Origin of the sequence: Georgenia daeguensis (assembly GCF_039537705.1) — a bacterium.
GTDB lineage: Bacteria > Actinomycetota > Actinomycetes > Actinomycetales > Actinomycetaceae > Georgenia > Georgenia daeguensis.
The window spans coordinates 65,266-77,876 of record NZ_BAABBA010000010.1; the positions used below are offsets into that span (position 1 = coordinate 65,266).

General features: G+C 75.7%; 6 protein-coding genes. 1 reads left to right on the top strand and 5 read right to left on the bottom strand.

The window, feature by feature from the left end:
• Window positions 1–7: 7 nt before the first annotated feature.
• From recD to recC, 3 genes are read right to left on the bottom strand one after another with little or no spacing between them, the layout of a single operon-like run.
• Window positions 8–1,942 carry an exodeoxyribonuclease V subunit alpha gene (gene recD / locus ABD774_RS11480; RefSeq protein ID WP_345041177.1) on the bottom strand — a complete coding sequence of 645 codons (1,935 nt, stop codon included), beginning with the start codon at window positions 1,940–1,942 and terminating at the stop codon, window positions 8–10.
• Window positions 1,939–5,313, bottom strand: coding sequence for a UvrD-helicase domain-containing protein (locus ABD774_RS11485; protein ID WP_486327303.1), 3,375 nt, complete (start codon window positions 5,311–5,313; stop codon window positions 1,939–1,941). The genes recD and ABD774_RS11485 overlap by 4 nt, the downstream gene beginning before the upstream one ends.
• A 44-nt stretch (window positions 5,314–5,357) precedes the next feature.
• Window positions 5,358–8,708 carry an exodeoxyribonuclease V subunit gamma gene (gene recC, locus ABD774_RS11490; protein ID WP_345041181.1) on the bottom strand — a complete coding sequence of 1,117 codons (3,351 nt, stop codon included), beginning with the start codon at window positions 8,706–8,708 and terminating at the stop codon, window positions 5,358–5,360.
• Window positions 8,709–8,852: 144 nt separating this feature from the next.
• Between recC and ABD774_RS11495 the strand changes: the two genes are divergently transcribed.
• Window positions 8,853–9,839, top strand: coding sequence for a diaminopimelate dehydrogenase (locus ABD774_RS11495; RefSeq protein ID WP_345041184.1), 987 nt, complete (start codon window positions 8,853–8,855; stop codon window positions 9,837–9,839).
• A 23-nt stretch (window positions 9,840–9,862) separates the two neighbouring features.
• Here the strand turns inward: ABD774_RS11495 and ABD774_RS11500 are convergent, their stop codons facing one another.
• Together ABD774_RS11500 and ABD774_RS11505 are read right to left on the bottom strand one after the other, a co-directional pair.
• Window positions 9,863–11,551, bottom strand: a complete 1,689-nt coding sequence (locus ABD774_RS11500; protein ID WP_345041186.1) for a nuclease-related domain-containing DEAD/DEAH box helicase — start codon at window positions 11,549–11,551, stop codon at window positions 9,863–9,865.
• Between the two features lie 226 nt (window positions 11,552–11,777).
• Window positions 11,778–12,605 (bottom strand): oxidoreductase, encoded by an 828-nt coding sequence (locus ABD774_RS11505; protein WP_345041188.1) that lies wholly within the window; start codon window positions 12,603–12,605, stop codon window positions 11,778–11,780.
• Between the last annotated feature and the right edge of the window lie 6 nt (window positions 12,606–12,611).

Sequence of the window (12,611 nt, forward strand, 5' to 3'; positions counted from 1 at the left end):
GCGCCGGTCAGGCCAAGGGCTCGCGCAGGCCGCTGGCGCGACGCACCGGCCGGGCGACGGCGGCACGCACCGCCTCCTCCGTGCCGACCACGCGCACCGACACGCGCGCCCGCGTCACGGCGGTGTACAGCAGCTCCCGGGTGAGGAGCGGCGACGTGGCCGGCGGCAGGATCAGCGAGACCTTGCCGAACTGGCCGCCCTGCCCGCGGTGCACGGTCATGGCGTGGACCGTCTCCACGGGGGGCAGCCGGTGCGGGCGCACCCGCATGGGGTCGCGCGGATCGCCGAAGACGACGACCACGCCGCCCTCCCCGTCCGCGACCACCACCCCGGTGTCCCCGTTGTACAGGCCCGTCTCGCGGTCGTTGGCGGTGACCAGGAGGGGTCGGCCGGGGTACCAGGGGGACGCGCCCGCGCGGCCGGGTCCCGCGGTGCGGCCGGGACCCGAGGTCGGCGTGCGACCGGGGTCGGACGTCGGGGCACGCTCGGGGCCGGCGGCCTCGGTCACCCACTGCTCGACCAGAGCCGCCCAGTGCGCCACGCCGGCCGGGCCGCGCCGGTGCGCGAGCATGAGCCGGTGCGCCTCCAGCGCGCGGAGCGCCCGGGACGCGTCACCCTCGCGAGCGGCGACGACGAGGTCGACGCCCGCCTCCTCCGCATCGTCGCGGACGGGCCGGATCTCCTCCTCGGTGAGCCGGTCGCCGACGCCCTCGACGAACTGCACCGACCGCCCGCCCGCGCGGAGCACGGCGAGCGCCCGGTCGGCGTCGCCGTCGCGGATGGCGGCGGCCAGCGGCAGGATCTGGCTGTCCTCCTCCTGGCGGTGCACCGTGGTGAGGCGGACGACGCCGTTACGCAGCTGCTGCCGCTCCGGCTCCGCGAGGCCGGCGGGCTCGAACGCGCCCACGGCATCGAGGAGGCCGTCGGCCACCGCCGGCCGGTGGACGAGGTCGCCGAGGACCGCGCCGGCCTCGACGGACGCGAGCTGGTCCGGGTCGCCGACGAGGAGCAGGCGGGCGTCGGGACGCAGCGCCTCCAGCAGCCGGGCCATCAGCGGCAGCGAGACCATCGACGTCTCGTCGACGACGACCACGTCGTGCGGGAGGTGGTGGCTCGCGTCGTGCCTGAACCGGGTGGAGCTGCCGGGCCTCCACCCGAGCAGCCGGTGCACGGTGGTCGCCTCGGGCGAGCCGACCCGCTCCTGGTCCGCGGCGTCGTCGAACCCCGTCACCACCTCGCGCACCGCCTCCTGCAGGCGCGCGGCGGCCTTGCCGGTCGGGGCGGCGAGCGCGATGCGCAGGCCCGGCCCCGCGACGTCCTGGAGCACGGCGAGCACCCGCGCGACCGTCGTCGTCTTGCCGGTGCCCGGGCCGCCGGTCAGCACGGTGAGCCGGCCGAGCACGGCCGTCGCCGCGGCGAGACGCTGACGGTCGTCCCGCGCCTCGGGGAAGAGCCGGTGCACGGCGCCCGCGAGGCGCCGCTCGTCCACGCCACCGACCGGCGCGCGGAGCCGGGCGTCGACCTCGCGCCGTACCAGCAGCTCGTCCCGCCAGTAGCGGTCGAGGTAGAGCCGGCCGTCGACCCACCGGGCGGGCCGGTCGGCGGGACCGTCCACGCCGACGGCGACGGCCGGGCTGGCCTGCACCGCCGCCTCCCAGGCGCGCTGCTCGGGCCAGGGCAGGGGGCCGGCGGGCACGGCGTCCTCGCCCTCCGGGACGGCGAGCGCGTCCAGCTCGCCGAGCCGCACGCACACCGAGCCGGAGCGCACGGCGCGCACGGCCAGGGCGAGGGCGAGCAGCACCCGCTCGTCGCCCTCCCCGGCGAGCCGGCCGATCCGCTCGGCGACGTGGACGTCGGCGGCGGCGAGCACCCCGGCAGCGTTGAACTCGGCCAGCAGCGGCGTCGCGCGCAGGGCGAGGCGGACGTCCTCGACGACGGTCATCGGGACCTTCCCTCCAGGAGCGCGGACAGCTCGACCACGAGCCCGGCGGGCGGGCGCCAGGACATCACGCCGTACGGGACGCCGTCGGCCTCCGGCGTCCCCGGCCCGCACATCCCGCGGACGAACAGGTACAGCCCGCCGCCGAGGTGGCGTTCGGGGTCGTAGCCGCGCTGGCGCCAGCGCAGATAGCGGTGCAGGGCGGCGAGGTAGAGCAGCAGCTGCAGCGGGTAGTGGGCCTGCATCATCGCCTCCGCGAGGGCGGCGGGGCGGTAGTCCCAGGCGGTGAGCGGCTCGTCGAAGGTGCCGAGCCGGTTGGTCTTGTAGTCGACCACCAGGTAGCGCGGGTCGGCGTCGGCGGTGCCGCCGGGCACGGCCGCGGCCGGTCCCGCGGGCGCGCCGCGGGTCCGGAGCACGGCGTCGATGCTGCCGGTGAGGTACCCGAGCAGCCGCGCCTCGCCAAGCCCGTCGAGGTGGTCGGCGTAGGGGGCGAAGACGTCGTCGGGGCCCAGGTGGCGCCGCAGCAGGGCGGCGAGGTCGGCGAGGGTCGACGCGGGCCCGTCGGGGTGGTCCCCGCCGGCGAGCGGGAGCTCGAACTCGAGCTCGGGCAGCCGGTCCGCCGGGGTGAAGTCGGCGAGCATGGCCCCGCGGGCGAGCGGGCCGAGCGGGGTGGCCAGCACGTGGCCGAGCGCCTCGGCGAGCGCCTCGGGGTCGACGCCGGGCACCCGGGCGGTGCCGGCCTCGCGGCAGCGCTCGAGCAGCTCGGCGGCGAGGTCGGGCGCCGTGGTGTCGACCTGCTCGAGGATCTCGTGGACCAGGGTGCCGAAGGCGGCGCCGGCGGGCAGGTCGGCCATCGGGGAGGGCAGGAGGCGCGCGTCGGGCCCCGCCGCGCCGTCGGCGAGCCTGCCGCCGACGGCGACCTCAGCCTCGTCCTGGATCCCGGTGGTCTCCGGCTCGCTGGCCACGCCCTCGGCGTGGGCCGCGGCGGTGAGCCCGGTGTAGGAGGTGCGGCGCCAGGAGTGGTCGAGGGTGCGGCCGAACCGGGCGACGGCGAGGCCGGGGCGTCCGCGGTCGGGCGGGGTCCAGGAGGCCGGGGCGGGACGCTCGGTCACCTGCTCGACGGCGATGGCGCCGCCAGCGCGCCGGGCGAGGTCGGCCAGGGCGGTGGCGACGACGTCGTCGGCGGCCACGGTGACCCGGTCGGGCGGCAGCTCGCCGGGCGCGAAGGTGCCCAGGAGCAGACGCGAGAGCGGGCCGCCGCCGCTGTTCGACGACGGCGCCCAGTGCGCCACCACCTGGGTGGCCGCGCGGGTGAGCGCGACGTAGAGGAGCCGGAGGTCCTCGCCGCGCTCCTCGGCGAGGTGACGCTCGCGCGCGGCGTCGTAGTCGTCGGCCTCCTTGCCGCCCACGTCGAGCAGGCGGGCGCCGGCGTCGTCGTGGAGGCGCAGGATCGGCGGCGTGCGCGACTCGTACCGGTCCCACCCGAAGGGCACGTAGACCACCGGGAACTCCAGGCCCTTGCTGGCGTGCGTGGTGACCACCTGGACGGCGGCGGCGTCGGTCTCCAGGCGGCGGCTGCGCTCCTCGGCGTAGTCCTCCTCCGCCTCGGCGATGCGGCGGCGCAGCCAGTCCGTCAGCGCGGCCACCCCGAGCCTGTCCGCCACGGCGACGAGGTGCAGCGACTGACCGATGTGCCGCAGGTCGGTGAGCACCCGCTCACCGGTGTCGGTGCGCAGGAGGCGCTCGGCGACGCCCCCGATGCTGACCGCCTCCAGCAGCGCCGCGACCCCGCGCTCGGAGAGCAGCCGGGCCCAGGTGCGGACCTGGTCGGAGAGCTCGTCGAGCTCCCCGTCGTCCGCGCCGGCCAGCCGGGCGGCGTCCCAGCCGACGAAGGGAGTCAGTGCGAGCGCCGCCGTGCGCCCGGCGTGGCCGGGTTGCTCCAGCGCGCTGAGCAGGGTGAGCCACTGCTTCGCGGCGGGCTGGGCGAACACCGAGACCAGTGCTGAGACGACGGCGGGCACGCCGGCGTCCGCGAGGGCGTCACGGACCATCGCCGCGTCGGCGTTGCGGCGGGTGAGGACCGCGACGTCGCCGGGCTCGAGGGGTCGCCAGGTTCCGCCGTCGAGAAGCCGGGTGCGCCCGAGCTGGCGGACCACGTCCGCGGCGACGTCGGCCGCGATGAGCTCGCGGACCTTCCCGACCGTGGGGGTCTTGGTCCCCTTGACCCGGAACGGCTCGCGGGTGACCTGCCGCAGACGCACCGGCGCCCCGCCGTCCAGCCGCCGGCCGGTGTGCTGGGCGTCGACCGGGCGCACGACGATCGCCTCGTCGCCTAGGGCGGCGCCTCCGAAGACCTGCTCGAGCCCCTGCAGGAGCGGCTCGTCGCTGCGCCAGTTGCGCCCGAGCGTGGCGGTGGTGGTGGCGTCCTGGCGGGCCGCGAGATAGGTGACGACGTCGCCGCCGCGGAAGGCGTAGATGGCCTGCTTCGGGTCGCCGATGAGGACGAGCGTGCGGCGGCCGTGGAAGGCGGTGCGCAGGATCTCCCACTGGACGGGGTCGGTGTCCTGGAACTCGTCGACCAGCACGACGGCGTACCGGGAGCGCACGCGTTCGGCGGCCGCCGGGCCGTGCCGGGGGTCGACGAGGGCGTCGCGCAGGAGGACGAGCAGGTCGTCGTAGTCCAGGAGGTGCCGTTCGCGCTTGCGGCGCAGCACCTCGGCGACGACGTCGCGGGCGAAGGCGTAGCGGTGCCCGGCGAGGGAGTCCGGCTCCGCGCCGGTGGGTTCGAGGCGGGCCTGGTAGTCGCTGACCGCGGCCTTCGCGACGGCCCGCGCGTCGGCCGGGGTCAGCGAGGGCTGCAGGGAGTCGGCGTAGCGCTGGAGGTAGAGGTCGTCGACCACCTCGTCCACGAGGTCGGCGATGTCGGGGACGAAGGTCGCGTCGGCGTCGACGTCGCCCGCCACCCCGAGGGTCCTGAGCATCTGCTGGCAGAAGCCGTGGGTGGTGGTGATGGTGGCGGCGTCGAACTGGGACAGCGCCCGGGTGAGGCGATGACGGCGGCGCTGCAGCTCGTCGTCGCCGACCGCGGCGAGGTGGGCCACGACGGCGTCGTCGCTGGTGCGCGCGTCCGGGCTGCGCAGGGCGCGCTCGGCGGAGACGAGGCGCTCGCGCACCCGGTCGCGCAGCTCGGAGGTGGCGGCGCGGCCGAAGGTGACGAGCATGAGCTCGGACAGCTCCGCGACGCCCTCGGCGACGTACCGGGTGGCGAGCGCTGCGATGGTGAACGTCTTGCCGGTGCCGGCGCTGGCCTCGAGCACGGTGGTGCCGGTGGGCAGGGCGCCGCAGACGTCGAAGACCTCGGGATCCGTTGACACCTCGCCGAGGAGTTGCCGTCTCGCGCCTGTCAGGGGGGCTCCGGTCACGGGATCTCCGTCTCCTCGTGGGCGAGCAGGGGCTCCCACACCCGGCGGGCGAGGACGCCCAGGCGGGTACGGTCCTCGGGCCACCAGGCCTGCTCGGCCTCGGTGGGTGTGCCGAGGATGTCGGCGAGCGCGGCGCCCTCGCCCCAGCAGATGACGTGGTGCTCGTCGTCCCGGTCGAAGCCGCCGTTCCACTCGCGGGTGGCGTTCTCCAGGGCCATCGCCTCGGAGTCCCCGCCGTAGCGGCTGTTGGCGTAGGAGCAGGAGACGGGGACGGGCATGGGCAGCGGCTCGCGGGCGGCGAGGCCCCGCAGGTGCACGAGCTGGTCGAGGAGCTCGCGCGCCTCCTGCTGGGACGGTGCGGCGATCTTGGAGACGACGGCGCCGGGGCGGTTGTGCTTGGGCCGCCCGATGGTGACCGCGGACCAGTCGGGCCCCGGGCGGCCGGCCGCGAGCGCGAGCGCCTGCACCCAGGCGCGCAGCCGGTGCTTCGGGCCGAGCCGGGAGAAGACGGTGCGGACCACCGTGGTGCCGTGCACGCCGGGCACGGTGCCGGTGAGGGTGGTGCCGGACGCGAGCCGGACGGTGAGGTCGACCGCGGTCGCGGGGCCGAGGGCGTAGCTCGCGGCGGCGTCGGCGATCGGGGCGACCCGGGTGTCGACGTCGAGGAGGGTGGCGCGGCCGAGCTCCTTGGGCGGGACCTCGCCACGGCGCCACTCGGCGTTGACCGCCTGGCGGTGGTCGACGCCGGCGAGGCGGGCGGCGAGCAGCCGGTCGCCGATCTGCCAGGTGCCCAGCCCGTCCAGGCTGAGCGGCAGGCGGTCCTCGACGTCCTCGATCTCCCCGGCCAGGGAGAGCTGGAGGCGCCGGCGCAGGAACCACTTCACGGGGTGCTCGAGCATGGTGACGAGGTCGTCGAGATCGATCCCGAGCGGGGCCTCCAGGGCCGGGAGCGGCTCGGTGAGGAACGCCGTCGCCGACGCACGCTGTCCCCGGCCCGCCAGCGCGGCCCGGTGCGCCACGGCGTCGAAGCTGAACGGGCCCGGGGTGCCGAGCGCCCCGGGGGTGAAGTTGCGCTCGTCGACCACCTGGAGCGGGTGGTGGACCAGGACGTGCTCGCGCACGGGGCGGCCGTCGGCGGTCGCGGCGGCGGCATCGAGGGCGTCGAGCAGCTCCCCGACGGGCACGGCGGGCGGCCGGGCGGCACCGGTGCGCTCGTCGGCGCCGGAGTAGAGGACGACGAGGTGGTCGGAGGCGGCGGTGACGGCGTCGAGGAAGAGCTGACGGTCCTCGCTGCGGCGGTCGCGCTCGCCCAGGCACGGGTCGCGCAGCAGGAGGTTGTCGCCGTCGGCGGAGCTGCCGCGGGGGAAGACGCCGTCGTCGACCCCGAGGAGGCAGACCACCCGGTGCGGGACGGCGCGCATCGGCTCCATGGAGCACATGGTCAGCGCCCCGGTGCGGAAGCCGGCGCGGGTGGGCCGGCCCTCCAGCCGGTCGGCGAGGAGCGCGCGGACGTCGGCCAGCCGCAGCGGGACCTGCTCGTGGTCATCGCCGGAGTCGCGGACGTCGCCGAGGACCCACCGCGCCTGGACGAGCTGCCAGGAGTCGGTGGGGGTGGTGTCGGCGAGGAGGGTCAGCGCGCGGTCGAGGGCGTCGACCCAGTGGCCGAGCGGGTGGGTGCCGTCGAGGGTGGCGAGGACGTCGGTGAGGCGGGAGACGAGCTCGGCGAGGCGGCCGGCGAGGTCGATGTCGGTGGAGTCGACGTCGTCCATCGGCAGGGCGGGGCCGACGTAGCGGTAGTCCTCCTCCGCCATCGCGGCGCCGAGCAGGATGCGGTCCAGGGCGAGGTCCCAGGTGCCCTGGCGCAGCTGCGGCAGCCCGAAGCGGGCGCGGCGGCCGAGGTCCTCGCCCCAGTGGACGCCGGCGGCCACCGACCAGTCGCGGATGCGGTCGAGGTCGTCGTCGTTCAGGCGGAAGCGGCGGCGGACCGGCTCGGAGGCGGCGAGGTCGAGCACCTCCGAGGCGGTGACGCGGCCGTCGGCCAGGGCGAGCAGTGAGCTGAGCACGCCGAGCACGGGGTTGGTGCGGCCGGGCGAGCGGTCGGCCAGGCGCACGCGCAGGGACTGGCCGGGGTGGACCTGGTGGCGGTGGTCCGCGTCGTCGGCGACGAGCCCGAACGTGGCCGCGACCGTCGGAGCGATCGACTCGATGTCCGGGCACATGACGATGACGTCGCGGGGCTCGAGGGTCGGGTCGTCGGCGAACAGGCCGGCGAGGACCTCCCGGAGCACCTCGACCTGGCGGGTGCGCCCGTGGCAGGCGTGGACCTGAACGGTGCGGTCGGCCGGTGCGAGGGCGTGGCGCGGCGGTTCGGGGGCGTCCTCGCGCAGGCGCTGCTGCAGCGCGCCGAGCAGCGTGCCCGCGGGGGCCGGGGCCGGGTGGTGGGCGGCGGAGGAGGAGGCGCCGAGTCGGCGCTGGAGCTCGACGGCGTCCCGCGCCATCGAGGCCAGCATGGGGTGCTCAGCGGCGGCGGGCTGGGCGCTGCGCCGGCGGGGCGTGGTCCCGGCCGCGGCGACCCGGTCCCACAGCACGGGCGAGGGGTGCGGGAGCCAGAGGTGCACGTCGCGGTGCTCCGCCAGGGCGGTGAGGACACGGAGCTGATCCTCGGGCAGGCGGGTGGGCCCGAAGACGGAGAGCCGGTCGGGCAGGTCGACGACCTCGGGACGCTCGGTGATCGTGCGCAGCGCCTCGGGGAGCTGCTCCCCCGGGCTCGAGACGCCGACGTGGTCGCGCAGGCGGCGCCAGAGCTCGGGCTGCCAGGCGAGGTCGTCGGGCACGGGGGCGCCGGCGCCGTCCTCGTCCAGCCCGCGCGCCCAGGCGTCAATCACGTCCGGGCGCTGCGAGGCGTAGGCGGCGAACAGCCGGGCGACGTGGCGGGCCAGGCCGAGCCGGCGGCCGCGGCGGATCTCGTCGTCGTCCGCGCCCAGGTACCGGGCCAGCGGCGCGGCCCAGGTCTCGCCGAGGACGGCGTCGACCACCTCGAGCAGCGGCCAGGTGAGGCGCTCGGGCTGCCAGGGGTCGTCGTCGGCGCTGAGACCGAGGCTCGCGGTGAGGACGTCGGCAACGAGGCGGTGCGGGGAGCCGAAGGTGACGTTCGCGCACACGCCCGGTTCGCCGTCGGGCCCGGCGCCGAGATGGTGGGAGAGGCGCTGGGCGAGCCAGCGCTCGACACCGCGGGTCGGCACGGCGACGACGTCGGGCGCGAAGGGGTCCTCCGGCGGGTCGGCGAGCAGGGCTGCGAGCGGCGGCACGAGCGCGTCGGCACGCTCCGAACGGTGCAGGTGCAGCACTGGCGTCCTCCCCCGGGCTGGTCTGCCGCCACCCTATGACGGCGCACTGACATCGGGCCGGTAGGCGGTCACCCCGGACACGACTCCGACGCTCGGCATACGGTCTCGGAAGAACATCGGACGCGACAGGAAGGCAACGACAGGATGGGCGAGAAGATCCGCATCGGCATCGTCGGGTACGGCAACCTCGGGCGCGGCGTCGCCCTCGCGGTGCCGCAGAACCCGGACATGGAGCTCGTGGGCATCTTCACCCGCCGGGCCCCCGCGGACATCGACGCGCCGGAGAAGAGCACGCCGATCCTGCCTGTCGACGCCTTGACCGATCGCCGCGACGACGTCGACGTGCTGATCCTGTGCGGCGGGTCGAAGGACGACCTGCCCGAGCAGGGGCCGGCGCTGGCCGCGCACTTCAACACCGTCGACAGCTTCGACACCCACGCCCGCATCCCGGAGTACTTCGCGGCGGTCGACGCGCCGGCGCGGGCGGGCGGCCGGACGGCGCTGATCTCGACCGGCTGGGACCCCGGCATGTTCTCCCTCAACCGGCTGTACGGGGAGGCCCTGCTGCCGGACGGCGAGACGTACACGTTCTGGGGCAAGGGCCTGAGCCAGGGCCATTCCGACGCCGTCCGCCGGGTGCCCGGCGTGGCCGCCGGCGTGCAGTACACCGTCCCCTCCCAGGAGGCGATCGACGCCGTCCGGAGCGGGCGGCGGCCCGAGCTGAGCACGCGGGAGAAGCACCGACGCGAGTGCTACGTCGTCCTCGAGGAGGGCGCCGACGCCGCCGAGGTGGAGAAGGCCATCGTGACGATGCCCCACTACTTCGCCGACTACGACACCGAGGTGCACTTCATCAGCGCCGTGGAGCTCCGCCGGGACCATGGCGCGATGCCGCACGGCGGCTTCGTCATCCGCTCCGGGAACACCGGGGGCGGGCACGCGCAGGTCGTGGAGTACCGGCTGCAGCTGGAGAGCAACCCCGAGTTCACCGCGAGCGTGCTGGTCGCGTTCGCCCGGGCGGTGCACCGGCTCAACGCCCAGGGGCAGGTGGGTGCCAAGACGGTGTTCGACGTCCCGCCGGGCCTGCTGTCCGCGAGGTCGCCGGAGCAGCTGCGCGCCGAGCTGCTCTAGAGCTCGGCAGGGGCGGGCGACCGTCAAGGGACGTCCGCGGTCACCGTCCACTGCTGCGCGCCGGCAAGACGCCGTCGCGCCCCTTCCCCACCGATCTCCTCGACCAGCGCCCGCGGGCCGACGACGACGAGCAGCGAGCTGGCGCGGGACAGCCCGGTGTAGAGGATCTCGCGGGCCCGCTCCAGGTCCCGGAAGCCGTTGACGCACAGGACGACGACCGGGCGTTCGAGACCCTTGAAGCCGAGGACGTGCCCGTAGAAGACGTCCTCGCCGGCCAGGAAGTCGTCCCAGTACTCCTGGTACCCGGCGAGCTCGACGCTGTGGCGCTGCTCGGGATGCCGCCGCCCAGTCGTCAGCAGCGCGACGTGCCCGGGGTCCCAGCCCTCGCCGAGGAGCGCCTCGACGGCGTCGTCCGCCACCTCCACGGCCTCCTCCGGAACGACGTCGACCACCCGGACCGGCTCCCCGGGCGCGCCCCGCGGGCGCATGGCGACCTGGGACATGCTCCCGATGAGCTGGGCGATCTGCTTGGTGTTGCGCAGGTTCTCCTCGAGCTGGAACGGGGGCAGCTCGATCGGGTCGTGACCGTTGCGCGGAAAGACGCGCTGCCCGTCGTCGAGGAAGACGTAGAGACCCCCGCGCTCCGGGTCGCGCAGGCACTGCAGGAGGTTGGGCCACCAGATGTCGGAGAAGTCCTGCGCCTCGTCGACGACGACGGCGTCGAACAGCTCGCCCGCCGGTCGCGTGGCCGCGAGGGTGCCGAGCTGCTCGGGAAGGCGGCGCTCCCAGTAGTCGGAGTCGTCGTCGGCGCCCGGCTCCGCACCCCACCGGATGGGAAGGTCGTGGAAGAGACCGACGTACGCTGGCCGGTCCCGGGCCGGCCAGGTCGCGACGAGCCGCTCGAAGAAGCGGCCGAGCCCGCGGCTGTAGCAGACCAGCGCGACGCGCCTGCCGCTGCGCGCGAGCCGTCGGGCCTGTGCGGTCGCGACCCAGGTCTTGCCCGTGCCGGCGCCGCCGATCACGCGCGCGCGGCTCTGGTGGCTGAGGAACTGGGTGAGGAGGTGCGCCTGGTCGCGGGTGAGCTGCTCGACGACGGCGCGCTGCTCGGCGGCCCGGGCGATGGAGTCGACCTGCCGCGGCAGGGAGGACGCGACGACGTCGACCAGGATCTGCGCCTCGACGGCGGACAGCGGCTTGTGGCCCGCGCCGTGCGCGTCGATGGCGTGCAGCACGCGTGCCGCGACGTGCCCGAGCTCGTGCCGGTCGACGACCATGGTCCGTGCCAGGTTCGGCGCCGACCAGTCCTGGGGCACCTCCGTGAAGGGCAGCGCGACCAGGTGCGCCGTGCGGGAGCTCGCGACGGCGGCGGGGCCGCTGCCGCGCCGGCGCAGGTAGCTCTGCAGCAGGTGGCGGGCGTCCTGCACCTGCTCGGCCGGGTCCTCGATGCGCCGCTCGCCGCCGCCCGAGGAGACGTGCCAGGCTCCGGCGTCGTCCTTCCAGACGTTGCCTCCCTTGACCTCGATCACGGCGATCCCTGCCCCCGGCCAGGCGACGAGCAGGTCGATCTCGCGCTCCTTCGCGCCCTCGATCAGGGGGATCGAGCGGAAGAGGACCGCCTCGTCGGGCAGCTGGTCGCGCAACGCCTCCCACACAGCACGCTCGCCGTGGAACCCGTCAGGGAAGTCGGGGTCGGGCGGGAAGAGGCGCGGCATGCCTTCTTCCTACCCCACGGCCCCGCGTCCCGGACGTGTTTCGTCCGGGACGAGTGCTGCTGGGCGCCACCGCGTGCCTGGAGGTGGACGACCGGCGTGGCAACGGAGCCACCGTTGCCTGCCGGTCTGTCCGAGTGTCCGAGGGGGCGCCACCACCAGGGGGGACCTCGCAAGACGCACCCACCAGTCATGACCCCGCACTGGCGGTCGCCGGGCCCGGGCACGCTCATCCCGCCGTCGCGTGCCGGCGGAGCACGGCCCTGTCCCAGGCGCGGTCGGGAAGGATCCGGCGGAAGGCGACCGCGAGATGCGCGCCACGGCCCACGAGGTACCGAGGGCGCGGCCGGTCCGCCGTCGCCGCCGTCACGACCACCGCGGCGACGTCCTCCGCGTCGGAGGTGATCGACTCGTCGTCGAAGCCCGTGATGACCTTCGAGACGCCGCGGGCGAGCGCGGCGTAGGGGCCCGACGACGACACGTGCCTGAGCCCGACGTCGGCCCGCGCGTGCCAGGCGGTCCGCACGGGGCCCGGCTCGACCAGCACGACGTCGATCCCGAACTGCACGACCTCGACGCGCAGGCTGTCCGACATCGCCTCGAGCGCGAACTTCGAGGCGGAGTACCACCCGCCGAGCGGCGAGGCGAAGAGACCGGCGAGGGAGGAGATGTTGACGATCCGCCCCGACCCTTGTGCGCGCATCGTCGGCAGCACGAGCTGCGTCAGGCGCGCGAGGCCGAAGAGGTTGACCTGGAACTGCTCGCGGGCCACGTCGAGCGGCGTCTCCTCGATCGACCCGAACGCGCCATAGCCGGCGGAGTTCACCAGGACGTCGATGCGTGACTGCTCCGCCAGGACGGTCCCGACGGCGGCCCGAAGGCTGTCGTCGTCGGTGACGTCGAGGGCGAGGACGTTGATCCCCCGCCGCTCGAGGTCGGCCATCCGGTCCACGCCGCGGGCCGCGGCGTAGACGGTGGTGCCGCGGGCGTGGAGGGCCAGCGCCGTGGCGCGGCCGATGCCCGAGGAGCCGCCGGTGACGAGTGCGACGTGGGCCATGGTCGT

Excerpts from the sequence above, each read along its gene's own strand:
- ABD774_RS11505 (WP_345041188.1), bottom strand. The coding sequence starts at position 12,605 with ATGGCCCACGTCGCACTCGTCACCGGCGGCTCCTCGGGCATCGGCCGC.
- ABD774_RS11495 (WP_345041184.1), top strand. The coding sequence starts at position 8,853 with ATGGGCGAGAAGATCCGCATCGGCATCGTCGGGTACGGCAACCTCGGG.
- ABD774_RS11500 (WP_345041186.1), bottom strand. The coding sequence starts at position 11,551 with ATGCCGCGCCTCTTCCCGCCCGACCCCGACTTCCCTGACGGGTTCCAC.
- recD (WP_345041177.1), bottom strand. The coding sequence starts at position 1,942 with ATGACCGTCGTCGAGGACGTCCGCCTCGCCCTGCGCGCGACGCCGCTG.